Annotated in this window: 23 protein-coding genes, 1 tRNA gene and 1 pseudogene; 15 read left to right on the top strand and 10 right to left on the bottom strand. The window is 64.7% G+C overall.

Translation table 11 applies throughout. The annotated features are described in order from the left end of the window. Positions 1-47: 47 nt before the first annotated feature. The gene (locus JQ621_RS31010) at positions 48-1,103 is read left to right on the top strand and encodes a hypothetical protein (RefSeq protein WP_212240656.1); all 1,056 of its coding nucleotides are present in this window, start codon (positions 48-50) and stop codon (positions 1,101-1,103) included. A gap of 165 nt (positions 1,104-1,268) precedes the next feature. Next, positions 1,269-2,711: an MATE family efflux transporter gene (locus tag JQ621_RS31005; protein WP_212240653.1), complete on the top strand. Its 1,443-nt coding sequence runs from the start codon at positions 1,269-1,271 to the stop codon at positions 2,709-2,711. Here JQ621_RS31005 and JQ621_RS31000 read toward each other — a convergent pair. The 5 genes and pseudogenes from JQ621_RS31000 to JQ621_RS30980 all read right to left on the bottom strand — a co-directional run bounded on the left by JQ621_RS31000 (position 2,708) and on the right by JQ621_RS30980 (position 5,451). Further along, positions 2,708-3,211, bottom strand: a complete 504-nt coding sequence (locus tag JQ621_RS31000; RefSeq protein WP_212240652.1) for a hypothetical protein — start codon at positions 3,209-3,211, stop codon at positions 2,708-2,710. The genes JQ621_RS31005 and JQ621_RS31000 overlap by 4 nt on opposite strands. Before the next feature lie 122 nt (positions 3,212-3,333). After that, positions 3,334-3,465, bottom strand: a pseudogene (locus JQ621_RS30995) (SRPBCC family protein); the annotation flags it as partial. Positions 3,466-3,608: 143 nt separating this feature from the next. Further along, on the bottom strand, positions 3,609-3,968 hold the full coding sequence (locus tag JQ621_RS30990) for a VOC family protein (protein ID WP_212240651.1): 360 nt from the start codon (positions 3,966-3,968) through the stop codon (positions 3,609-3,611). A gap of 55 nt (positions 3,969-4,023) precedes the next feature. Beyond that, positions 4,024-4,863: a helix-turn-helix transcriptional regulator gene (locus tag JQ621_RS30985; RefSeq protein WP_212240650.1), complete on the bottom strand. Its 840-nt coding sequence runs from the start codon at positions 4,861-4,863 to the stop codon at positions 4,024-4,026. Between the two features lie 9 nt (positions 4,864-4,872). Then, the gene (locus tag JQ621_RS30980; RefSeq protein ID WP_212240649.1) at positions 4,873-5,451 is read right to left on the bottom strand and encodes a methylated-DNA--[protein]-cysteine S-methyltransferase; all 579 of its coding nucleotides are present in this window, start codon (positions 5,449-5,451) and stop codon (positions 4,873-4,875) included. 175 nt (positions 5,452-5,626) lie between these two features. On the opposite strand from JQ621_RS30980, the gene JQ621_RS30975 reads away from it, so the two are divergent. Beyond that, positions 5,627-5,700, top strand: a tRNA-Gly gene (locus JQ621_RS30975). Between the two features lie 59 nt (positions 5,701-5,759). Here the strand turns inward: JQ621_RS30975 and JQ621_RS30970 are convergent. Further along, positions 5,760-6,755 carry an alpha/beta fold hydrolase gene (locus JQ621_RS30970; protein WP_212240648.1) on the bottom strand — a complete coding sequence of 332 codons (996 nt, stop codon included), beginning with the start codon at positions 6,753-6,755 and terminating at the stop codon, positions 5,760-5,762. Positions 6,756-6,926: 171 nt separating this feature from the next. Here JQ621_RS30970 and JQ621_RS30965 point away from each other — a divergent pair, with 171 nt between their 5' ends. The 12 genes from JQ621_RS30965 (at position 6,927) to JQ621_RS30910 (ending at position 18,658) form a co-directional block, all read left to right on the top strand. After that, positions 6,927-7,508: a helix-turn-helix domain-containing protein gene (locus JQ621_RS30965; protein ID WP_212240647.1), complete on the top strand. Its 582-nt coding sequence runs from the start codon at positions 6,927-6,929 to the stop codon at positions 7,506-7,508. Then, the gene (locus tag JQ621_RS30960) at positions 7,508-8,020 is read left to right on the top strand and encodes a GNAT family N-acetyltransferase (RefSeq protein ID WP_212240646.1); all 513 of its coding nucleotides are present in this window, start codon (positions 7,508-7,510) and stop codon (positions 8,018-8,020) included. The genes JQ621_RS30965 and JQ621_RS30960 overlap by 1 nt, the downstream gene beginning before the upstream one ends. Positions 8,021-8,022: 2 nt before the next feature. Next, positions 8,023-8,481 carry a GNAT family N-acetyltransferase gene (locus JQ621_RS30955; RefSeq protein WP_212240693.1) on the top strand — a complete coding sequence of 153 codons (459 nt, stop codon included), beginning with the start codon at positions 8,023-8,025 and terminating at the stop codon, positions 8,479-8,481. A 134-nt stretch (positions 8,482-8,615) separates the two neighbouring features. After that, positions 8,616-9,119, top strand: coding sequence for a hypothetical protein (locus tag JQ621_RS30950; RefSeq protein WP_212240644.1), 504 nt, complete (start codon positions 8,616-8,618; stop codon positions 9,117-9,119). Between the two features lie 531 nt (positions 9,120-9,650). Further along, on the top strand, positions 9,651-10,709 hold the full coding sequence (locus JQ621_RS30945; protein WP_212240642.1) for a LacI family DNA-binding transcriptional regulator: 1,059 nt from the start codon (positions 9,651-9,653) through the stop codon (positions 10,707-10,709). Positions 10,710-10,802: 93 nt separating this feature from the next. Continuing rightward, entirely contained in the window at positions 10,803-12,260 is a 1,458-nt protein-coding gene (gene xylB / locus JQ621_RS30940) for a xylulokinase (RefSeq protein ID WP_212240640.1), read from the top strand. Further along, complete coding sequence (gene xylA / locus JQ621_RS30935) at positions 12,257-13,579, top strand: xylose isomerase (RefSeq protein ID WP_212240637.1); 1,323 nt, start codon at positions 12,257-12,259, stop codon at positions 13,577-13,579. Before xylB ends, xylA begins: the two co-directional genes overlap by 4 nt. A 12-nt stretch (positions 13,580-13,591) precedes the next feature. Further along, complete coding sequence (locus tag JQ621_RS30930) at positions 13,592-14,356, top strand: ATP-binding cassette domain-containing protein (protein WP_212240636.1); 765 nt, start codon at positions 13,592-13,594, stop codon at positions 14,354-14,356. Then, entirely contained in the window at positions 14,356-15,426 is a 1,071-nt protein-coding gene (locus JQ621_RS30925; RefSeq protein ID WP_212240634.1) for an ABC transporter permease, read from the top strand. The genes JQ621_RS30930 and JQ621_RS30925 overlap by 1 nt, the downstream gene beginning before the upstream one ends. Positions 15,427-15,620: 194 nt before the next feature. Further along, positions 15,621-16,553 carry a sugar-binding protein gene (locus JQ621_RS30920; protein WP_212240633.1) on the top strand — a complete coding sequence of 311 codons (933 nt, stop codon included), beginning with the start codon at positions 15,621-15,623 and terminating at the stop codon, positions 16,551-16,553. Positions 16,554-16,831: 278 nt separating this feature from the next. Then, a complete protein-coding gene (locus JQ621_RS30915; RefSeq protein ID WP_212240632.1) occupies positions 16,832-17,806 on the top strand; it encodes an aldo/keto reductase in 975 nt (324 codons plus the stop codon). A 3-nt stretch (positions 17,807-17,809) separates the two neighbouring features. Then, complete coding sequence (locus JQ621_RS30910) at positions 17,810-18,658, top strand: amidohydrolase family protein (protein WP_212240631.1); 849 nt, start codon at positions 17,810-17,812, stop codon at positions 18,656-18,658. 188 nt (positions 18,659-18,846) lie between these two features. Here JQ621_RS30910 and JQ621_RS30905 read toward each other — a convergent pair whose 3' ends face one another. The 4 genes from JQ621_RS30905 to JQ621_RS30890 all read right to left on the bottom strand — a co-directional run bounded on the left by JQ621_RS30905 (position 18,847) and on the right by JQ621_RS30890 (position 22,425). Continuing rightward, entirely contained in the window at positions 18,847-19,212 is a 366-nt protein-coding gene (locus JQ621_RS30905; protein WP_212240630.1) for a nuclear transport factor 2 family protein, read from the bottom strand. A gap of 153 nt (positions 19,213-19,365) precedes the next feature. Continuing rightward, positions 19,366-19,716 (bottom strand): RidA family protein, encoded by a 351-nt coding sequence (locus JQ621_RS30900; RefSeq protein ID WP_212240629.1) that lies wholly within the window; start codon positions 19,714-19,716, stop codon positions 19,366-19,368. A gap of 117 nt (positions 19,717-19,833) precedes the next feature. Beyond that, on the bottom strand, positions 19,834-20,727 hold the full coding sequence (locus JQ621_RS30895; protein WP_249125681.1) for a CE1 family esterase: 894 nt from the start codon (positions 20,725-20,727) through the stop codon (positions 19,834-19,836). Between the two features lie 27 nt (positions 20,728-20,754). Further along, complete coding sequence (locus JQ621_RS30890; protein WP_212240627.1) at positions 20,755-22,425, bottom strand: FAD-binding dehydrogenase; 1,671 nt, start codon at positions 22,423-22,425, stop codon at positions 20,755-20,757. Positions 22,426-22,461: the final 36 nt, after the last annotated feature.

The following is a 22,461-nucleotide window of genomic DNA, read 5'->3' as shown; positions in this document are numbered from 1 at the left end:
CCATCCGCGATGACACACTCCGGCAAAACAACAAGCCGGGAGTGAACATGACCGCCGCAGCAGCAGATACAGCGCAACAAGCGCAATGGAAACGCTGGCGCGCGGTGGCTGATCTCTACCACGCTTACTTCACCGGACTCATCCTCACCGTTGTCACGCGCCGCGGCACGGCGGACGCTGCCGAATTCGTGTTCCGCGTGTTCCGTCGCCAGCAGCAGGAGCGCTTCCTGCCGGGGCTCAGGAAGCTCGGCATCGATCATCTGCCGCCGGCGGTGGCGGCTGCGCAATATCACTACCTTTCCAACTGGATCGGCGGCGTGCACGTCGAATACATGTATGAGAGCGACACCAAGGCCTGGATCCGCTATCCGCCGCCGCGCTGGATCTGGAAAGGGACCGCGATTTGCGGCGTGCCGGGCGAAGTCTCGCGCGCCATGCTGCGCGGCTGGCACGCCAACAACGGCGTCGCGCTCGGCGATACCAGGCTCGGCTTCGTCTGCACCAAGCAGAGCGTCGACGGCCAGGACGGTCTCGAAGGCTATTACCATCAATACGATCATCCGCTCGAGCTCGACCAGCGCCTGGTGTTCGCGCGGCATCTCGAAGCGCCATTGTTCGATCCGAAGACCGCGCCGGCCCTGCCTGTCGCGAGCTGGCCGACACCGCGGCTGGAAAAGGCCTATCGCAACTATGCGATGGAATATGTGCGCACGGCAGCACCGGTGATGGTGCAATTGTTCGGGCCGGAAGATGCCGGCTACCTCCTGCATCTCACCGGCAAGCTGATCGGCATGCAATATTTCGACGAGGTCGCAGCCGCACTCTCGATGACGCGTGGTGGCGCGCGCGAGTTCGCGTCGTTCCTCAACGCGCTGTTCTCCGCGCAGGACGATGCCGCCGAGACCTTGCAATCCGAAGGCAGCTTCGAGATCCGCCAGCAGAGCTGGAAGCTGATGGACGACGTCGCCGATGATCACCGTGCCTGCGCCAAGGTGCTGGAAGGGCTGTTCGAGGGGCTGGCCGCGGGATGCGGCCGGCATATCGGCGTGCACCTGCGCCCCACAGCACGCGGTCGCCCGCCCCTGATCTGGACCGTCGAATAATTCCACCATTTGAAATGCTCTGCCGCAGGGCACGCCTGCACCTGACGCAGGAGGAATCGGCCATCGCCGTGCTAACAAGTGTCCTCGCGCCTTCCGCGCGAGCAAGTCGATTGACACACCTAAGCATTGCCGCGCCGCAAGCGGCGCTTGCGTCCGGGAGAGGAAATGACGGACATCGCCGAGATCCCGGTCGATGAGGAGGAGCGTCCGCTGCCGCCGCCCGCGCGCCCCGTGCGGAGCGCGCTGACCGATGGGCCGATCCTGCGCACGCTGCTCTCCCTCGCCTGGCCGAACGTGGTCGCGCTGTCCGCCGGCACCTGCGTGGTGATCGCGGAGACCTCCTATATCGGACGCCTCGGCGTCGAAGCGCTGGCCGCGATGGCCTTGGTGTTTCCGACAGTGATCCTGACCATGACGATGTCCGGTGGCGCCATGGGCGGAGCGGTGGCCTCGGCCATCGCGCGAGCGCTGGGGGCCGGCGATCGCGAACGCGCCGGGACGCTCGCCGCGCATGCGCTCCTGATCGGCATCACATTCGGACTCGTCTTCATGCTGGGCATGCTGATCTTCGGACCCCAGGTGCTCACCATGCTCGGTGGTCGCGGCAATGTGCTGACGCATGCGATTGCCTACACGCAGGTGTTTTTCGGCGGTGCCGTGCTGCCCTGGACGCTCAACACCATGGCCGGCGTGCTGCGCGGCACCGGCAATATGCGGCTGCCGTCGTTCCTGATCCTCAATTCCGCGGTCTGGCAGATCGTGCTCGGCGGCACGCTCGGCCTCGGGCTCGGACCTTTCCCGCAGCTCGGCATGCGCGGCGTCGCGGCCGGCGCGTTGATCGCCTACGCCATGAACATTTGTGTGATGGGCTGGTACCTGTTTTCTGGGCGCGCGCGCGTTGTCCCGAAGCTGCGCGGGCTTCGCATCCAGTGGTCGATGTTCTTCGACATCCTCAAGGTCGGCGCCATCGCCTGCTTCTCGCCGCTGCAATCGGTGCTGACGATCTCGATCTTCACGCATATGCTGGCAAAGTTCGGCACCGCGATCCTCGCCGGCTACGGCATCGGCGCGCGGCTAGAGTTTCTGCTGACCTCGATCGCGTTCTCGTTCGGCATCGCCTCGGTGCCCATGGTCGGCATGGCGATCGGCGCGGGCCGCATCGCGCGGGCCCGGCGCATCGCCTGGATCGCCAGTGCTGCCGCTTTCGTCGCAGTCGGTGCGCCGGCCTGCCTCGTCGCGCTGTTCCCGGACCTCTGGGTCAACATCTTCACCGACAGCACGGTCGTGCGCGCGACGAGCCATCAATATCTCTCGACCGTCGGGCCGTTCTACGCGTTCTTCGGCCTTGCAACCGTGATGTATTTCTCGTCGCAAGGCGCGGCCAAGGTGGTCGGCCCGGTATTGGCGCAGACCGCGCGGCTGATCTACATCTCCGCCTGCGGCTGGTGGCTGTCGGCGCACGACGCCTCCGCGCAAAGCTTCTTCTGGCTCGCCGCGAGCTCGATGGTCGTGCTGGGCCTGCTGTCATGCTCCAGCGTGGTGCTGACGCGCTGGGGACCGCGGCAGACCAAGCCGTCCGTGCGTCCGGTGCTCTCGGCCGTCGACTAGCGATGCCTGTGGCGGCGATGGCCGCCACCGCCGAGATTGGCCAGCCGCATTATCTGCGGGATCATCGCCATCATGTCGCCGCCGCCGGCGCCGCCGAGCATGCCCATGATATCGCCGCCGCCCATTCCTGTCGGCATACCGCCGGCCATCGGTGCGTAACCAGCGCCGTAATTGGGCGCGCCGAACCCGCCGCCGAGATTGCCGCCGGAAAGGCCGCCTATTCCGCCGATACCACCGCCGCCCATCATGCCGCCGAGACCGCCGCCGCCATTCTCCATCATGCGGCTCATCATCGGGCCCATCGTCTGCATCAGCATGGCGAAGCGGCGCTTGCCCATCTTCGCCTTCATCATCTCCAGCATCGGCGCCATCTGCGTCATCATGTTCTCGCCGCCGGCACCGCCGCCGCCGAGGAACTGCGCCTTCGCCGGCGAGCTCGCGACCGAAAACAGCAGCAGCACGGCGGCTGCCTGGCAGATCACCTTGTCCGCACCTTTCATGGCATGCTCCTCGCGTGCGTGGCCTCGCCGGGAGAGCGAGGCCATCAGGACGCACGCAGCCATGGTTACGGCTGATGAGGGCAGGCCTCTGTGAGAAAGATCACGTTGTCGATCGCGTAGACCAGCCGCTGATGCAGCGCGCCGAAATCGCGCACCGCGTCCCAGACGTCGCGGGCGGAGGCGGGCAGGGGGACGTCGTTGTGGATGGAGGCCATGTTGTTTCCTATTATGTGGAGAGACGAGAATCGGGCCATCATCTCAGGTGTCATCGCCCGACTTGATCGGGCGATCCAGTATTCCAGAGGCCGTTATGATTGAACGGCGAAGCCGCGGCGTACTGGATGCCCCGGTCAAGCCGGGGCATGACAGCGCGTGTGGGGTGAGCGTCGTCCACGGCTCACGTACAAACCGCCTCGACATTGTTGCCGTCGGGATCGATCAGGAACGCCGCGAAATAGGTCGGGCTGTAATCCTTGCGCGGCCCGGCGCCGCCATTGTCGTGGCCGCCGCTCTTCAGCCCCTCGCGGTGAAATGCCTTCACCGCGTCATGATCCTTGGCACGAAATGCGATATGCGCGCCGTCGGCCTTGCGGCCTTTGTTGAGGTGCAGCCAGAGCGCCGGCTCGCCCTTCGGTCCGAAGCCGGCATAGCCGTCGCCGCTCGAGCACAGGACGTAACCCAGCGGCGCGAGTGCCGCGGTGTAGAAGCGCGTGGCGGCGTCGAGGTCGGCAACGCGCAGTCCGATATGGTCATACATGGTCGTCTCCATTGCGAAGCGCGCCGCAACTGGCGCGCGCCGGAGACGACGCTAATCAGTTGAGGGCAAGCTGCTCTTGGAGAATCTTGCGCATCCCCTTTGACGCCTGCCGGAACTTGGTCGGCGACATGCCGGCCGCGCGGTGGAAGGTGCGGACGAAATTGGAGAGGTCGCCGAAGCCGACGTCATAGGCGACATCGGTGACCGCGATGTCGTCGTCGGCGAGCAGGCGCGCCGCGTGCCGCAGCCGCGAGCGCACCAGATATTGATGCGGGGTGACGCCGAGCACGTTGGAAAACAGCCGAAGGAAATGGAAGGGGCTCAGACCTGCGAGGCGCGCGGCCTGTTCGAGATCGATCTCGGCATGCGAATTGTCGTCGATCCACAACGCGGCCTCGACCGCGCGGCGGCGGTCGCGCGCCGTCGGCGAGGCCGGTTTGCGCGGCCTGCCCGAAACGACATCGACGAAGCGGCCGGCGAGGATCTGGCCGATCTCGTCAAGCCCAAGATCGCTATTGCCATCTGCCGCCGTCTGGGCGAGTTCGCCCAGCACCATGAGCTCCGGCAGCGGCGGCGTGGCGCCGACCTGCCACGTCTCGCGCCGCCCGCCGAGCGTCTCGACCAGATCCTCGCTGAGGAAGAACGACAGGCAGACGTCGCCGCAGACATGCTCATGGGTGCAGGTGTATTCCTCGCCGGGCGCGCCGACCAGCAGCGAGCCCGCCACCAGCTCGAAAAAGCCGGCCCGGCAATGGCAACCAAAGCTGCCCGAGCGGACATAGGCGATGGAATGACCGGTGCGGCACTCGGCGAATGGCTTGTCGCCCGGTCCCGCGTCGCAGCGAAACTCGGAGACCGTCATCACATCCGACGTCAGCAGCGTGGTCGCATCCATTCAGATGATTTAGGAAGGCGAACGCGGCGGGGCAACGGGCAGCAACACCTCGAACAGCGTCTTGCTTGCGATCGGGTGAGCGCCTTCGAGCGCCAGCAGCCGCCGCTTGGAGATCACCCCGCCATAAGGCGAAATCCGGTCGGCATAGCCCCCTGCTTCCAGCACCCGGTGGCAAGGCACGATGATCATGTAGGGATTTTTCGAGATCGCCTGCGCCACCGAATGCGAGGCGCCGGAGGCGCCCAGCGCCTTGGCGATCTCGTGATAGGTGCGCGTCTCCCCGCGCGGGATGGTGCAGGTGTATTCGTAGACCCGTCGGCTGAAGGCCGGCACGCCGCCGGCGTCCAGGCTGACATCGGAAAAATCGGGATCGCTGCCTTGCAGCAAGCCCATGATGCCCTCGATCGCGAGCTCGGTGTTGAGCGGCGGCGCTTGCTCGCGCGCCTCGGGATGGAGCTGGAAAATACGGCGGCGCGTGTCGATCTCCCGCGCCTCGGGCAATTGGACGGCCGCCACGCCGGAATTGCTCCAGACGATGCCGCACCGGCCTATGGCCGTGTCAAATATCGCGTAAGCGCGCCCCACCATGCACAGCCCCACTCAGTGCACGTTTCTCCCCGGAGCACCGATCATAACACCGTCACAATTCGGCGCATCTGGAATCTTGCCAGGACGTTAACATCAGTCCGGCTGTGGCCGCCAAACCGCTTGGCGACGGACGCCGTCTCGGCTAATCAGGACACGCGCGGCAACACGCGCATCCGCGGGCGTAGTTCAATGGTAGAACGGCAGCTTCCCAAGCTGCATACGAGGGTTCGATTCCCTTCGCCCGCTCCATCCTGCTTCGCGCCGGGGCGCCTCGCAGGACGCCTTCGAAGCCCTGGCGGCGAAGGGCGCTAACCCGGCAAGCTCCGCAAGAAGTCGACCAGCGCCGCGTTCACCTCGGCCGGCCGCTCCTGCTGCGTCCAGTGTCCGCAGCCTGGCAGCATCTTGATCTCGCGCAGCTGGGGCACCCATTGCTTCATGTTGGCGAGATGCTCGGCAGCGCCTGGGAAGGCGATGACCAGATCGTGGTCGCCGGCAATGAAGAGCGTGGGCACGGTGACCTTGACGCCCTCGAAGGCGCCCATCAGCTCCCAATTGTGATCGATGTTGCGGTAGTAGTTGAGCGGCCCGCGGAAACCGCTGCGGGCAAATTCGCCGGCGTAATAATCGAGGTCGGCGGTGCTCAGCCATGACGGCGGCGGCACCGGCCCTTTCGGCAGCATGCCGTCCTTGCGCGAGACCATGCCCGCGCCTTTAGACGGCTGTCCGCTCGCAGCGGCCATGGCGCGAATGGCGGTGACGCCCTCGCCGGAACCGCCGAACAACATCGCGGCGAGCGTTTTGCGCGGGTCCGCCTCGAACTCCGCCTCGGCGACGCCGGGCTCCTGAAAGTACAGTTGATAGAACTGGGCTTCTTCAGTCTGCGGCATCACGCTGGTCGGTCGCACCTCGCTGCGCGGGCGATAAGGCACGCTGAGAATGGCAGCGGCGCGAAAGCGGTCGGGGCGCAGCCGCGCCGCGTGCCAGGCAATCCCCGCACCCCAGTCATGGCCGACGATGACGGCGCTCTTTGCCTCCAACGCATCGAGCACACCGACCAGATCGCCGATCATGTGGAAGATCGTGTACTGGTCGATCGCCTCGGGCTTGTCGCTTTTGCCATAGCCGCGCATGTCGGGCGCGACGGCGTGGTAGCCGGCTGCGGCGAGAGCCTCGAGCTGGTGTCGCCAGGAGTACCAGCTTTCCGGAAAGCCGTGGCAGAGCAGCACCATTGGCCCTTCGCCCTGTTCGGCGACGTTGAGGGTGATGCCGTTGGCCTTGATCGTCCGCTGTGTCGGTCCGCCCATGTGATCGCCTCCCCGCTGCATTGTGGTTTGGTGCATCCTAAACGTTGCTCACGGGCACGCAAACATTCCAATATATTAGCCTCTCGCTCCCGGCACGCACCGCTCCTCCGGCCTAAGCTCTTGCCGTCCGGCGGATGCGGTCCATGTGCCGGGCGATGTTCGGACAGGGCCATGGACCAGCAAAAACTCGACAGGGCGATCGGTCGCCGCTTGAAGACCTTGAGGACGCAGGCCGGCATGACGTTGAATGAACTGGCAGCGCGCTCCGGTGTCAGCCGGGCCATGATCGGGCGGGTCGAGCGGGCGCAGAGCAGCGCCACCGCAGCGCTTCTCAACAAGCTCTGCGCGGCGCTCGATGTCTCGCTCAGCGACGTCGTCGCGCTCTCGGAGAAGCCGCCGGAGCGGCTGACGCGGCTGGCCGACCAGCCGCTATGGCGCGATCCCGATAGCGGCTACCGGCGGCGTCATGCCTCGCCGGTCGATGCGGCGAGCGGCATCGAGATCATCGTCGTCGACATGCCGGCCGGTGCGCGGGTGCCCTACAGCCCCTGGGGGCGCAACGCCTTCACCCAGCAGCTGTTGATGCTGGAGGGCGCGGTCTGCGTGCATATCGACGCCAAGACGGTGCGCCTGCGCGAAGGCGACTGTCTCGACTTCGACGTCATGCGCGCCGTGACCTTCGAGAACGAAACCAGGCAGGATGCCCGCTACGTCATCATCACGCGTCGGGGCACGTCGTACGGGAAAATATGATGCAGCTGATGGTACGAGACGCCACACTGGAAGATGCCGGGGATATCCTCGCCATCTACAATGACGCTGCGATCAACACCACGGCGGTCTGGACCGACGGGCCGGCCGACCTCGACTCGCGGCGCGAATGGATCCGCACGCGGCAGCAGGCGGGCTATCCCGTGCTGGTCGCGATGAAGGGCAGGGACATCGTCGGCTTTGCCTCTTTTGGCGATTTCCGTCCTTTCCCCGGCTATCGCCACACCGTGGAGAATTCGGTCTATGTCGATGAGCGGCATCATCGCGCAGGCATCGGCCGCAGCCTGCTGGCTGCGCTGATCGAACGCGCCACGGCGCTCGACAAGCACGCCATGATCGCCGGGATCGAGGCCCTCAATGCCGGCTCGATCGGCCTGCACGCCTCGCTCGGTTTTGTCGAGGTCGCCCGGATGCCGGAGGTCGGCTGCAAGTTCGGCCGCTGGCTTGATCTTGTCTTCATGCAGAGGACGCTTGCAAGTGACGTGAAGCCATGACGATGCAGATCCGCACCGGCGACACATTCGATCCGCGCGTCGTCGCGCTGCTCGACCACCACGTCGCGGCGGCGCGGGCGCAGACCGCCCCGGGCAGCGCCCATGCGCTCGATCTCGCCGGCCTTCGCGCCGGCGACGTCGCGTTCTGGACCGGCTGGGACGGCGAGACGCTGGTTGCGACCGGCGCGCTGAAGACGCTCTCGGCCGCCCACGGCGAGGTGAAGTCGATGCACACGCTGCAGACCACGCGCCGGCGCGGCTTTGGCGGCCTGATGCTCCGCCACATCATCGCCGAGGCGCGCAAGCGTGACATGACGCGGCTCAGCCTCGAGACCGGCTCGTGGGATTATTTCAAGCCGGCGCACGCGCTCTACCAGGCGCACGGCTTCGTGCCGTGTGCCCCGTTCGAGGGCTATGCCCAGGACCCCAACAGCCTGTTTCTGACGCTCGATCTAGTCTGATTGGCGCTAGCCAATCTGTCGTGACGCACAACTACAGGGTACTGTGTTCGCAAGTATCATCGTGACGCTGTTCGCCCCTTGTGGTATAAAAACGTTATTGCAGCATCCATTTTCAAAGAAGCGACAGCGTAGCGATGGACGTCCAAAGGCGTTATTGGCAGGAGCTCGTTGATCTCAAGCGGGACGCGATCTACATCGATCTCTATCAAGCACGCACGGAAATTATTGACCGCAATATCGGAGGACTGAATGCGATCACGTCGAGTGCCTCGATAGGAGCTTGGGTCATTTGGAAGGACTTAGCGTTTCTCTGGGCGGCGGCAATTGCGTGTTCGCAGGTACTGCAAACATTGAAAGAATTTCTGCCCTACAAGAAACGGCTTCGATCATTGAACGCGCTATCACCCGAGCTGAACGGCCTCTGCTGGTCGGCTGAAAACGACTGGTTCAAGGTTAGCCGGGGTCTTCTAACCGAAGCGGAGATCCACGACTTACATATGAAACTTAAGAAGAAGAAGCAGGATGCCTTGCAAAAGGCGTTTCCGGCTTCCTCGTTGCCTTTGGTCAACCCGCTGATCGAGCGTGCGGGAAAGGCGACACAAGACTACTTTCAGAGCTACTTTTACACTGATGCGTAGCAAAATCCCCAACCGGAAAGGAGCATTTCCAATGATCGATAAGAGAATTCAAACTAGCATTGAGCCCGCTAGACCAACCAGTTCTCAGGAGTCTCTGCGAAAGGGAAACGTCGTTCCCCCTGAGCCGGTGAAGATTGCGATGCCGCCGGTGCAAGCGCCGAAGGCCCCTGCATCGACGCCCGCAGGTCCTCAGAAAAAGGCCGGAGCTTAACGCCGACAGCCCCGTTCCTGGCAGTGGGGTCTGACCTGATAGGCTGCCATTGTCAGTGATGTGTATTGTCGATCCTGTCGAGCACGCGTTCGACGCTTGGTGGCCTCCTCCGGGGCGCGCCTCGCCTTGGGTTCGAGGCCGAACTGCTCAGCGATCTGCGTCAGGAGGCATTTTCGAAGGATCTGAATACCGGTGTGCGCAAATGAAGCGCTTCAAAACAAACAGCTAGGCCAGGCGCCTGCGCAACCGCCGCTCGAAAAGATTGCCCCATCCCTCAAAATGAGTTGCGTACCTCAAAACGCCTCTGCTAGCCTTCAGGCATGGCCCAAGAGACTTCCGAAAGTCTGACCGCCTCCGCGGCGCTGACGCTGAAAGACATCGCCCGCGAGGCCGGTGTCAGCCTGGCTACGGTCGATCGCGTCTTGCACAACCGCCCTGGCGTGCGGCCGGACACGGTCCGGCGCGTCCAGGAGATCATCGCGCGCAACGCCTTTCAGCCCCATGTGGCGGCCGCCGAGCTCGCCCGCGGCCGTGCCCGCCGATTCGCCTTCGTGATGCCGACGGGGTCAAACCCGTTCATGCAGCAGATCGAGGCCTATCTCGGCGAAATGTCGGCCTGGCTCTCCGCACGCCGTCTGAGCGTCGAGCTGATCAATACCGATGTGTTCGATCCCTCCGTGCTTGCTGCATCGCTCGAGACGCTCACGGGCGAGTATGACGGTCTTGCCGTCGTGGCGCTGGATCATCCCGCTGTTCGTGCGGCGATCAACGATCTCGTCGATGCCGGCACCAAGGTGGTGACGCTGGTCTCGGATGTGCCATCGTCGCGCCGCCATCATTATGTCGGCATCGACAACATCGCCGCGGGCCGCACCGCGGGTGCGCTGGTCGGACGGCTGGTCGGCCAAAAGTCCGGCAAGATCGGCATCATCGCGGGATCGCAGGGCCTGCGCGACCATGCCGAGCGCATTTTCGGCTTCAATCAGGTGATGGCGTCGGAATTTTCTCACCTCGACATCCTGCCTCTGCTCGAGGGGCGTGACGAGGACGACCGTTCCGAGCAGCTGATATCGCGGCTGCTCGGCAAGCATCCCGACATCATCGGCCTCTACAATGTCGGCGCGGGCACGCAAGGCGTGGCCAAGGCCCTGACCGAGGCCGGCCGCGAAAAGCAGATCGTCTTCATCGCCCACGATCTCACGACAATGACGCGAAGACTGTTGCTGCAGGGAACGCTGGATGTCGCGATCTCGCAGAATCCGGGACATGAGGCCCGCGCCGCCGTGCGCGTGCTGCTGTCTCTGGCGCGTAACGAGCCGATCTTGAGCGAACAGGAGAAGATCCGCATCGACATCCTGATGCGGGACAATCTGCCGTAGCCGAAAGGCGCGGCGCTACTTTTTTGTATCGAGGCCGATTGCCGAAAGCGCGACGTCAGTTCGTGCACTGCAACAGGGAAGGGGAGGACGGACTTGTATCTCGGAATAGACATCGGCACCTCCGGTGTGAAAGCGGTGCTCGTGAACGAGGCTGGCGCGGTGGTCGCGACGGCTGCGCGCGAGCTTGCGCTGTCGCATCCCCAGCCGCTGTGGTCCGAGCAGGATCCGGATTCGTGGGTCGAGGCGGCCATCGGCGCCGTCGATGATCTGGCGGCCTCGCATCCGCGTGATGTGGCCGGCGTGCGTGGCATCGGCCTCTCCGGCCAGATGCACGGGGCGACCCTGCTCGGCGACGACGGCCGCCCACTGCGCCCGGCGATCCTCTGGAACGACGGCAGGTCGCATGCCGAATGCGAGCGGCTCGAACGTCGATGCCCGTCGCTGCATGCGATCGCCGGCAATCTCGCGATGCCGGGATTCACGGCGCCAAAACTGCTCTGGGTCTCCAGGCATGAGCCCGAGGTCTTTGAGCGCGTCGCCAAGGTGCTGCTGCCAAAAGCCTATGTCCGCTTTCGCCTGACCGGCGAGATGGTCGAGGACATGTCCGATGCCGCCGGGACGCTCTGGCTCGACGTCGGCCAGCGCCGCTGGTCGGCGCTGCTGCTGCACGCCACCGGGCTCGACCTGCACCACATGCCGCGCCTGGTCGAGGGCAGCGATGCGAGCGCAACGCTTGCGGGCGAGTTCGCGCAACGCTGGGGCATGGCGAACAACGTGGTCGTAGCCGGCGGCGCCGGCGATAACGCGGCGAGCGCGATCGGGTTAGGGGCGATCGCGCCTGGCGATGCCTTCCTGTCGCTCGGCACCTCCGGCGTCATCTTCCGCGTCACCGACAATTTTGCCCCCGCCCCCAGTTCGGCCGTGCACGCCTTCTGTCATGCGCTGCCCGGCCTCTGGCATCAGATGGGCGTGATGCTCTCGGCCGCCGCGTCGCTGGCGTGGCTCTCCGGCGTGATGGCGACGCCTGCCGCCGCGCTGCTCGCGCCGCTCGGCGACACCGTGGCTGGACCCAGCTCCGTGAAATTTCTCCCCTATCTCGACGGCGAGCGCACGCCGCACAACGATGCGGCCGCGGCGGGCGCCTTCATCGGCCTGCGCGGCGCCACCGGGCGCGACGCGATGGTGCAGGCCGTGCTCGAAGGCGTTGCCTTTGCCGCACGCGACAATCTTGCGGCACTCGCCAGTGCCAGCTCGGCCATCGCGGAAGTCGACCTTGTCGGCGGCGGCTCGCGCTCGGCGCTCTGGGCGCAGATCTGCGCCGACGTGCTCGGCATTCCGGTGCACCGCGTCGAGGAGGGCGAGGTCGGTGCCGCGCTCGGCGCCGCCCGGCTCGGCCGGCTCGCCGTCACCGGCGAACATGCAGCGCAAGTCTGCACGCGTCCGCGGCGCCTTGCGACATTCACACCAGACCCGTCGCGCACTGCGGCCTATGACGAGGCCTATCACCAGTGGCGCAAGCTCTATCCCGCGCTGAAGGAGTTTTCCCAGTGAACGCGTTACCCAAATTCTTCGGCGCAGCCGACCCGGTCGCCTATGGCGGCAAGGACGCCAAAAACCCGCTGGCCTTCCGTTGGTATGACAAGGACCGCGTCGTGCGCGGCAAGCGGCTCGAGGATCATCTGCGCTTTGCGGTCTGCTACTGGCATTCGTTCTGCTGGCCCGGCGGCGATCCCTTCGGCGGGGAGACGTTCCTGCGCCCGTGGCATCATGGCTCCGATGCCATGGCGATGGCGCGTGCCAAGGCCGACATTGCCTTCGAGCTGTTCCGCCTGCTCGACGTGCCGTTCTTCACGTTTCACGATGTCGATGCTGCGCCCGAAGGCGCGACGCTCGCTGAATCCGTCGCCAACCTCAATGCGATCGGCGACATCTTCGAGAAGAAGATGGCGTCGGCGAAGGTGCGGCTGCTCTGGGGTACCGCCAATTTGTTCACGCATCGCCGCTATATGGCAGGCGCTGCGACCAATCCGGATCCTGACATCTTCACTTATGCCGCCGGCCAGGTCCGCGCCGCGCTCGAGGTGACGAACCGCCTCGGCGGGCAGAACTACGTGCTGTGGGGCGGCCGCGAGGGCTACGAGACCCTGCTCAACACCGATCTCAAGCGCGAGCTCGACCAGCTCGGCCGCTTCGTCTCGCTCGTCGTCGAGCACAAGCACAAGATCGGCTTCAAGGGACCACTCCTGATCGAGCCCAAGCCGAAGGAGCCGACCAAGCATCAATATGATTTCGACGTCGCGACCTGCTACGGTTTCCTGCAGCGCTACGACCTGCTCAAGGACGTCAAGCTCAACATCGAGCAGAACCATGCCATTCTCGCCGGTCATTCGTTCCAGCATGAGGTCGCGCTGGCCCAGGCGCTCGGCGTGTTCGGCTCGCTCGACATCAACCGCGGCGATGATCTGCTTGGCTGGGACACCGACCAGTTCGCCATGAACGTGCCGGAACTGGCACTGGTATTCCACGATATGGTCAAGGCAGGCGGCTTCACCACCGGCGGTCTCAATTTCGACGCCAAGATCAGGCGTCAATCGATCGACCCCGATGATCTCATCCACGCCCATGTCGGTTCGATGGATGCCTGTGCACGGGCGCTGCTCGCCGCGGTCGACATGCTCGACGCCGAGGCGCTGACCGGGCCCGTCACCGAGCGCTATGCGGGATGGGACAGCAGCGAGGGGCAGGCGATCATGGCAGGCAAGCGCTCGCTGGCCGATCTCTCTGATCGTGCGCTTGCCCCCGGCTTCGATCCGCAGCCGCGGTCGGGCCGTCAGGAATATCTTGAATCTCTCGTCAACCGGTACGTCTGAGCGAGGCCGAGCATGACAACCTCTTCTGCAAGCGACCAGCCGGTGCTGGAATTGACGGGGATCGGCAAGGAGTTCGGCGCGATCCGCGCCTTGCATGGCGTCGACATGCATGTGCGTCCGGGCGAAGTGGTCGGCCTGATGGGCGACAACGGCGCCGGCAAGTCGACGCTGGTCAAGATCATCGCCGGCAATTTCCGCCCCAGCCATGGCGAAATCCGCTTCGACGGCAACGCGGTCCATTTCAATCGGCCCATCGACGCACGCGCGGTCGGGATCGAAGTCGTTTATCAGGACCTCGCGCTCGCCGACAATCTGACCGCCGCAGCCAACGTGTTTCTCGGTCGCGAGCTGAAGCGCAAATTCGGACCCATCGCCTTGCTCGACCACAAGGCCATGGCGTCGCGCGCGCTGGAGCTGTTCGGCGAGCTGCGCTCGGAGACCCGGCCGCATGATCTGGTCAAGCAGATGTCGGGCGGCCAGCGTCAGGCCGTGGCGATCGCCCGCACGCGACTGTCCAACGCCAAGCTCGTGATGATGGACGAGCCGACGGCCGCGATCTCCGTGCGCCAGGTCGAGCAGGTCCTCAGCCTGATCCATCGTCTGAAGGAGCAGGGCGTTGCGGTGATGCTGATTTCGCACCGCATGCCCGACGTGTTCGCGGTGTGCGACCGCGTCATCGTCATGCGCCGCGGCGAGAAGCGGGCCGACAAGCCGATCCACGAAACGTCCCCCGAGGAAGTGACCGCCCTCATCACCGGCGCGAAGGAGGCGGCATAATGGCCATGCCCTTGGAATCCCCGATCGATTTCTCGAACGTCAGCAAAGTCAAATGGTGGCGGCGCGGCATCTTCGCGTCGCAGACCGGCTACGTGCTGGCGGCACTCCTGATGCTGATGGTCGTGATGCATTTTGCCAGCCCCTATTTCTTCACCGAGGGCAACATGCAGAACGTGGCGAAGAACTTTTCCTTCATCGCCATTGCCACGCTCGGAATCACCTTCGTCATCATCACCGGCGGCATTGATCTCTCGGTCGGCTCGATGATGTGTTTCTCCGCAATGATCACCTCGATGGTCATGGTCGAGCTGTCGGCGCCGGGATCGCCTTTCGTGCATATGGCCGCCGACGGCAAGACGGTCGTCGCCAACGTGCCCGGATTGATTCTTGTGATCTCGGTGCTTGCAGGGCTGCTCACCGCGTTCGTCGTCGGGCTCGTCAACGGCTTCTGCATTGCGGTGCTCGGGCTGTCGCCCTTTGTCACCACGCTCGGCATGCTCTCGATCGTACGTGGGCTCGCTTATGTCGTCTCGAACGGCCGCGGCAGCTTTCCGGGCGGCCCCGATGCCGAATATTTCTACGCATTGACCTCGGGCGACGTGTTCGGCGTGCCAGCGCCCTTCATCTATCTGGTGATACTTGCCGCCATCATGGCGGTTGTGCTGCATCACACCAGCTTCGGCCGCCACGTCTTCGCGCTCGGCGGCAACGAGAAGGCGGCCGAACTGACCGGCATCCCGGTCGTCCGCGTGAAGATCGAGGTCTATGTGATCTGCGCGCTCGCCGCCGGGCTGCAGGGAATCATCATCTCGGGCTGGCTGGGATCCGCGCCGGCCAACATGGCGACGTCCTACGAGCTCAACGTCATTGCCGCCGCGGTCATCGGCGGCGCCAACCTCGCCGGCGGACTCGGCGGTCCGCTCGGCGCCATCGTCGGCTGCGTGCTGCTGGAGGTGATCCGCAACGGCCTCGTGCTCGCGCAGGTCAACTCCTACTGGCAGCAGACGCTGGTGGGCGTGATCATCATCCTTGCCGTGCTGGTCGACCGCATCCGCTCGCGCATGAGTTAAAGCATGATCCGGACCCGGAGGGCCGCGCCAGCGCAAAGTGTGAAGCGGTTTTCCGACAAGATCATGCTCAAACAAAGAACCGAAGCGCATCGCGCTTCAGAGGGTTACTCCGGAAGGACAACGAAAGATCGTCTATCCGCCTGCCGGAGCATCACATCACAAATGGATAGGCATCACAGTGTGGAGGGAAAGTAATGAAGAAGTTTCTGTTGGCCGGCTTGACCATCGCGATGATGGCGACACCGGCGTTTGCGCAGACCTACAAGTTTGCCGTCGTTCCCAAGGCGATGAACAATCCGTTCTTCGACGTGGCCCGCGACGGCTGCATGAAGCGCGCCAAGGAACTCGGCAATGTCGAGTGCATCTACAAGGGGCCGATCGAGCACGAACCGGCGACGCAGGCGCAGATCATCCAGGACTTCATCACCCAGAAGGTGGATGGGCTCGCCATCTCGGTTGCGGACGTCGCGGCGATGACCAAGTCGATCGACGCGGCGGCTGCAGCCGGCATCCCCGTCATCACGTTTGACGCGGATGCGCCGGGCTCCAAGCGGCTCGCCTATATCGGCACCAACAACAAGGACTTCGGCCTGGCGCTGGGCAAGCAATTGCTGCAGCTCCGGCCCGAGGGCGGCAAATATGCCATCGTCTCCGGCGGGCCGGGTGCGAAGAACCTTGCCGAGCGTGTCGATGGTGTCCGCGAAGCGCTCAAGGGCTCCAAGTGGGTCGAGGTCCAGGGCTCGCCGACCTTCTGCAACGACGATTCCGCGCTTGCGGTTCAGCAGATGGCGGACCTGCGCACCGCGACGCCCGACCTTGCCGCGATCGTCCCGATCGGCGGCTGGCCGATGTTCGCGCCTGAGGGCTACAAGGCCTTCGTCAACAAGAACAAGAAGGACATCGACGCCGGCAAGTTCACGCTTGTCGTCGCCGATACGCTGAAGATGCAGCTCGAACTGCTGCGCGACGGCTACTCCAACGCGCTCACCGGTCAGCGTCCGTTCGAAATGGGCGAGAAGTCGATGGACACGTTGCTCGCGATCAAGAAGGGCCAGAAGGTTCCGGAGGTGATCTACACCGGTCTCGATCTGGTGACGAAGGACAACGTCGCTCAGCTGTTGAAGTAGGAACGTTACCAGCCCAACGTTCCTGCCCCGACCACCCTCTCCCTTTGTGGGAGAGGGTGGCTTCGCGTAGCGAACCCGGGGGCGTGATGCGTCTTACCCTCCCCTGGAGGGGGAGGGTCGCTACGCATGTAGCGCAGCGAAATGCGTAGCGGGGTGGGGTGAAAGTCTCTCCGCGTCGAACACTGCCCGGGTGGAGAGATCACCCCACCCCGCTCGCGCTGCGCGCGATCGACCCTCCCCCTCCAGGGGAGGGTGGGAGAGCCCGCAAGGTGAGTACGATGAGAACAGCGCGGCTAGCTAATCTCGACGTCACGTCGATCGGTCTTGGAACAGCGCCGCTCGGCGGATTGTTCTCGGCGGTCAGCGATGAGGATGCGGAGGCCACGATCGCGCAGGCCTGGTCGCTCGGTGTCCGCTTCTTCGACACCGCACCGCTTTACGGATTTGGCCTCGCCGAGCGTCGGCTGGGTGCCTTCCTGCGGCAGCAGAAGCGCGACGAGTTCGCGATCTCGACCAAGGTCGGACGGTTGCTGCGTCCCGAGACCAATGCGACCGAAGACGATCACTACAAAGGCGCGCCCGCGCTGCGGCCGCGATTCGACTTCAGCTATGACGGGGTGATGCGCTCGATGGAGGACAGCCTCGACCGCCTCGGGCTCGATCGCGTCGATGTGCTGCTCGTACACGATCCCGATGATCATTATGACGATGCCGTCAACGGCGCCTTCCGTGCGCTGATGCGGCTGCGCGATGACGGCACTGTCAAGGCGATCGGTTCCGGCATGAACCAATCCGAGATGCTCACGCGTTTCGCCGAAACAGTCCCGGTCGACTGCTTCCTGCTCGCCGGCCGCTACACGCTGCTCGACCAGGGTGCGCTGGATGCGCTGTTTCCGGTTTGCACGACGAAGAACATCGGCATCCTGCTCGGCGGCATCTACAACAGCGGCATTCTGGCCGATCCGCACAGCGGTGCGAAGTTCAACTATGAGGACGCCGACGCCGCGCTCGTTGCGCGCGCGCTCGAACTCGACCAGCTCTGCCGCAAGCACGGTACCGAGTTGAAGGCGGCAGCGTTCCAGTTCTGCATGGCGCATCCGGCCGTCACGGTTGCGGTGACGGGGGCGCGCAACGCTGCCGAGGTCGCCGACAACATCGCGATGTCGGAGCGCGCGGTGCCGCAAGCCTTCTGGCACGAGCTGCGCGCCAAAAAGCTCGTCGATGCGCGGGCGCCGCTGCCGGGCGGAGCGTGAGCCATGGCAATCGACGCCCACCAGCACTTCTGGGATCCCGCGCGCGCCGACTACCCCTGGATGATGGCCCCTGAGCTTGCGCCGATCCGCCGCGCCTTCGGTCCCGCCGATCTCGCCCCGCTGATGCAGTCGAACGGCATCGACGCGAGCATCGTGGTGCAATGCCGCTCGTCGCTCGAGGAGACCGATGAGTTCCTGCAAGTCGCGCATGCCACGCCCTCCGTCATCGGCGTCGTCGGCTGGGCCGATTTGACCGATGCCGCCCTCGGCGACACGCTCGATCGTCTGCGCATCTTGCCGGGCGGGGCAAAGCTCGTCGGCATCCGCCACCAGGTTCATGACGAGGCCGATCCCGACTGGCTGCTGCGCGCCGACGTTCAGCGCGGACTGGCTGCACTGTTCGGCCGTGACCTCACCTACGATTTCCTCGTCCGCACCCGCGAGCTGCCCGCCGCCATCGCAACCGCAAGAGCCTTTCCGCAGGGCCGTTTCGTGCTCGACCACGCCGCAAAGCCGCCGATCGCCGATGGCGGCAGCGCCGAATGGTCCGATCGCATCGCAGCGCTCGCGGCCTGCGGCAATGTCTGGTGCAAGGTGTCAGGGCTCGCCACCGAAGCGAAATGGAACGATTGGGATGCGGAGCGGCTGTTTCCGTATCTCCAGCACGTTGCGAATTGCTTTGGCGAGGATCGCCTGATCTTCGGCTCGGACTGGCCGGTGTGTCTGCTCGCAGGGAGCTATGCCGAGATCAAGGGCGCGCTGGAGGCGTGCCTGGCGAAGTTAGGTGCGAGCGTGCGCGACAAGGCGTTTGCCGTGAATGCAAAGGCGGCGTATCGGTTGCCGGCTGCCTGAGTCGCGAACTCGGTGTCCCTTCTCCCCTTGCGGGAGAAGGTGGCGCGAAGCGCCGGATGAGGGGTTCTTTCGGCGAACTCGGCTCGAGACTCGCGTGCCGAGAGATACCCCTCACCCGAGTGACTCCCTGTCTACCAGCGGAGCTGCCCTCTCCCGCAAGTGGAGAGGGCACAGTCATGAGCGCCCCCTCACGCCCCCGCGGGCACCTGATCCAGAAATCCCGTGATGCTCCTGATCCGCCCCTCCTTCAGCACGGCGAAATCAGTCCCCTTGATCGGGCTGTCGACACCATCGGGGCCGAGGCCCCATGAAAAGCGCACGTGGTCGCCGTAGCCGTCGGGCTCGCCGATCAGGCTGAACCTGAAGTCCGGGAAGCGCTGCTGCACGCCTGATATCAGCGCATCGATGCCGTCGCGGCCGTCGCCCTTCATCAGCGGATCGACGTAGCTCGCATCCGCCGTCCAGAACTCGCCCAGCAATTCGCTGCGGCGATTTTGCGCGCGTTCGTTCCAAAGATCGATGTAGCGGCGGGCGATGGTGACATGGTCGGTCATGGTGCTCTCCTTCGTTGGCGCCGTGGTTCGGCTGAACTGACTATCGAAGGTTCGCGCGCGAGGATCGATTACCTCGCAGATCATGTGTTCGCAAAAAAATGGAGCGCGATGATGGTTTCATCGCGCTCCTGTCGCATGCGAAATCGGCAAAAATCACTTCGCCGCGGTCACCATGATCTCGACGGTGTATTGCGGCGCGGCCAGCTTGGCCTCGACCGTGGCACGGGCCGGGGTGTTGCCGGGCGAGACCCAGCCGTCCCACACGGCGTTCATTTCCTGGAACGTCTTCATGTCGGTGATGTAGATCGTGGCCGACAGCAGCTTCGACTTGTCGGTGCCGGCCTTGGCGAGATGGCCGTCGATGGTCTTCAGGATGTCCTGGGTCTGCTTGGTCACGCTTTCACCGGCCGCGTTGCTGGCGACGACGCCGGCGAGATAGACGGTGTAGCCATGCACGACGACCTGGCTCATGCGCGGGCCGGTTTCAAAACGCTGAATGCTCATTTGCGGGATCTCCTTAAGGGAATGGCGGCCCTGTCTAGCGCAGCACACCTCGCTGTGCCACCCCGGGCACGCATGCGTTGCCGGCAACGCATGCGATCCTGACGATGCATGCGCGCCTCACGGAAACCGGCTGAAGAACGCCCAGATCGTCTCGGCGCCGTCGATGTCGCCATTCTGCGGGCCGAGCAGGGCGGCGGCAAGTTTCGGGAAGCGGGCATCGGGAAACATCCCGGGCATGCGATGGCCGCCATTGTTGACGCGATAGAGCGCGACATCGTGTCCCGGCGGGCAGCGCGAGGCGATCTGCGTCACGGTGGACTGGTCGCTGGGATTTTTGTCGGGCAGTTCGGTGACGGCGGCGTCGGCCGCCGCGCAGCCATTGAGGCCGCGCCAGAACGCCAGCGTCTTTTCCGTCGACCAATAGCCGTTGGCGGCGAAATAGCTGGTGCCGCGGCCACCCTCATAGGGGATCAGCGGATCGACCGTGCCGTTCATCATCAGCATCGGCAGCGACCGCGATGGATGGCATGCGGCGGCCAATTCATCGGTCAGGTTCATGATGACGCTTGCGCCGGCTGCAAACAGATCGGCACGATTGCACAGCAGCGTCATGGCCATCGCGCCGCCATTGGAAATGCCAGTGACATAGACGCGCTTCGCATCCGCCGTGCCGTCGTTGACGAGCTTGTCCACCAGCGCGGCGATGAAGGCGATATCGTCGGTGCCCTCGGGTGGGCCGTTGCCTGCGCGCCGTTCGTCGGGCCGTGCATCGGCCCAGGCGTGGTTGAGGCCGTCAGGGAAGACCACGGCAAAGTCGTCGCGCTTGGCGACCAGCGGCCACGCGGTTCGCGTCACCATGTCGGCGCCGCTCTGCGTCTTGCCGTGCAACACGACGACCAGGGGCGCGGGCTTCTTCGGCGAACGCATCACGATGTAACTGCGGTCCGTGCCGCCAACGTCGATCTTGTCGGCGTGAACGGGCACGGCGGCCAGCAGCGCCACCGCGAACATGGAAAAACCGGTCCACCACCGCATGGTCTATCCCACCGCCTTTGCCGCGGCGCGCCCTGCGTTGCGGCCCGAGAACAGGCAGCCGCCGAGGAAGGTGCCCTCCAGCGAGCGATAGCCATGCACGCCGCCGCCGCCAAAGCCCGCGGCTTCGCCGACCGCATAAAGCCCTGGCATGATCTGTCCCGCGCTGCCGAACACGCGCGAGTCGAGATCAGTCTCGAACCCGCCCAGCGTCTTGCGGGTGAGGATGTTGAGCTTGACCGCGATCAGAGGCCCATGGGCGGGATCGAGGATGCGGTGCGGCGAGGCGGTGCGGATCAGTCTGTCGCCGATGTAACGCCTGGCATTGTGGATGTTCATCACCTGCGCATCCTTGACGTAAGCATTGGCGATCTCGCGGTCACGCGCCTCGATCTGCATCTTGATCGCGTCGAGCTTGAGCAGATCGTTGCCGGCGAGCTTGTTCATCGCCGCAACGAGGTCCTCGATCTTGTCGCGCACGATGAAGTCGACACCATGGCTCTTGAACGCCTCCACCGGCGCCGGCGCGCCCTTGTTGGTGGCGCGGCGCAAGGTCATGCGCCAGCTCTTGCCCGTGAGATCGGGATTCTGCTCCGATCCCGACAGCGCGAATTCCTTCTTGATGATGGCCTGCGTCAGGACGAACCAGGAATAATCATGGCCGGTCGACATGATATATTTGAGCTGGCCGAGCGTGTCGGAGCCCGGGAACAGCGGCGCCGGCAACCGCGTACCTGTTGCGTCGAACCACATCGAGGACGGGCCGGGCAGGATGCGGATGCCGTGGCGCGGCCAGATCGGCGACCAGTTCTGGATGCCCTCGACATAGTGCCACATGCGGTCGCGGTTGATCAGCCGCGCGCCGGCCCTTTCCGTGATGCCGATCATGCGGCCGTCGACATGTTCGGGCACGCCGGAGATCATGAATTTCGGCGGCGTGCCGAGCCGCTGCGGCCAGTTCGCGCGCACCAGATCGTGGTTGCCGCCGATGCCGCCCGAGGCGACGATTACGGCCTGCGCCTTGAATGCGAACTCGCCGACCACATTGCGCGACGAGCTCTTGCCGCGCTCGACATTGGTGGCCTCGAGCGTGGCGCCGCTGACGCCGTCCACCACGCCGTTGGTGATGGAGAGCGCATCGACGCGATGACGGAATTTCAGGATCAGCCGGCCGCTCTTTGCGGCTTCGCGCGCGCGGCGCTCGAACGGCTCGACGATGCCGGGCCCGGTGCCCCAGGTGACGTGAAAGCGCGGTACTGAATTGCCGTGACCCATCGCGTCATAGCCGCCGCGCTCGGCCCAGCCGACTACGGGGAAGATGCGGTGACCCATCGCGCGCAGCCAGTCGCGCTTCTCGCCCGCCGCGAACGCGACATAGGCTTCGGCCCATTTGCGCGGCCATAGGTCTTCGTCACGGTCGAAGCCCGCGGTGCCGAGCCAGTCCTGCATCGCAAGGTCGAAGGAGTCCTTGATGCCGAGCCGGCGCTGCTCCGGCGAATCAACCAGGAACAAACCGCCAAACGACCAGAACGCCTGGCCACCGAGCGACTGCTCGCCTTCCTGGTCGACGACGATCACGCGCTTGCCGGCGTCGGCAATTTCGGTCGCCGCGACCAGTCCCGATAGTCCTGCGCCGACGACAATGACGTCAGCCTGCTCGGTCGAATGCCCGGCCATGAGTTCCCCCCTGTAGTTGCCCGGAATTGAAGCCAG

Origin of the sequence: Bradyrhizobium manausense, assembly GCF_018129685.1 — a bacterium.
GTDB lineage: Bacteria > Pseudomonadota > Alphaproteobacteria > Rhizobiales > Xanthobacteraceae > Bradyrhizobium > Bradyrhizobium manausense_D.
Note: the sequence above shows the minus strand (reverse complement) of the source record. Positions and strands in the feature narration are given on the sequence as shown.

Coding starts and splice junctions, on each gene's coding strand:
- JQ621_RS31010 (WP_212240656.1), top strand. CDS start 48: ATGACCGCCGCAGCAGCAGATACAGCGCAACAAGCGCAATGGAAACGC.
- JQ621_RS31005 (WP_212240653.1), top strand. CDS start 1,269: ATGACGGACATCGCCGAGATCCCGGTCGATGAGGAGGAGCGTCCGCTG.
- JQ621_RS31000 (WP_212240652.1), bottom strand. CDS start 3,211: ATGAAAGGTGCGGACAAGGTGATCTGCCAGGCAGCCGCCGTGCTGCTG.
- JQ621_RS30990 (WP_212240651.1), bottom strand. CDS start 3,968: ATGTATGACCATATCGGACTGCGCGTTGCCGACCTCGACGCCGCCACG.
- JQ621_RS30985 (WP_212240650.1), bottom strand. CDS start 4,863: ATGGATGCGACCACGCTGCTGACGTCGGATGTGATGACGGTCTCCGAG.
- JQ621_RS30980 (WP_212240649.1), bottom strand. CDS start 5,451: ATGGTGGGGCGCGCTTACGCGATATTTGACACGGCCATAGGCCGGTGC.
- JQ621_RS30970 (WP_212240648.1), bottom strand. CDS start 6,755: ATGGGCGGACCGACACAGCGGACGATCAAGGCCAACGGCATCACCCTC.
- JQ621_RS30965 (WP_212240647.1), top strand. CDS start 6,927: ATGGACCAGCAAAAACTCGACAGGGCGATCGGTCGCCGCTTGAAGACC.
- JQ621_RS30960 (WP_212240646.1), top strand. CDS start 7,508: ATGCAGCTGATGGTACGAGACGCCACACTGGAAGATGCCGGGGATATC.
- JQ621_RS30955 (WP_212240693.1), top strand. CDS start 8,023: ATGCAGATCCGCACCGGCGACACATTCGATCCGCGCGTCGTCGCGCTG.
- JQ621_RS30950 (WP_212240644.1), top strand. CDS start 8,616: ATGGACGTCCAAAGGCGTTATTGGCAGGAGCTCGTTGATCTCAAGCGG.
- JQ621_RS30945 (WP_212240642.1), top strand. CDS start 9,651: ATGGCCCAAGAGACTTCCGAAAGTCTGACCGCCTCCGCGGCGCTGACG.
- JQ621_RS30930 (WP_212240636.1), top strand. CDS start 13,592: ATGACAACCTCTTCTGCAAGCGACCAGCCGGTGCTGGAATTGACGGGG.
- JQ621_RS30925 (WP_212240634.1), top strand. CDS start 14,356: ATGGCCATGCCCTTGGAATCCCCGATCGATTTCTCGAACGTCAGCAAA.
- JQ621_RS30920 (WP_212240633.1), top strand. CDS start 15,621: ATGAAGAAGTTTCTGTTGGCCGGCTTGACCATCGCGATGATGGCGACA.
- JQ621_RS30915 (WP_212240632.1), top strand. CDS start 16,832: ATGAGAACAGCGCGGCTAGCTAATCTCGACGTCACGTCGATCGGTCTT.
- JQ621_RS30910 (WP_212240631.1), top strand. CDS start 17,810: ATGGCAATCGACGCCCACCAGCACTTCTGGGATCCCGCGCGCGCCGAC.
- JQ621_RS30905 (WP_212240630.1), bottom strand. CDS start 19,212: ATGACCGACCATGTCACCATCGCCCGCCGCTACATCGATCTTTGGAAC.
- JQ621_RS30900 (WP_212240629.1), bottom strand. CDS start 19,716: ATGAGCATTCAGCGTTTTGAAACCGGCCCGCGCATGAGCCAGGTCGTC.
- JQ621_RS30895 (WP_249125681.1), bottom strand. CDS start 20,727: ATGTTCGCGGTGGCGCTGCTGGCCGCCGTGCCCGTTCACGCCGACAAG.
- JQ621_RS30890 (WP_212240627.1), bottom strand. CDS start 22,425: ATGGCCGGGCATTCGACCGAGCAGGCTGACGTCATTGTCGTCGGCGCA.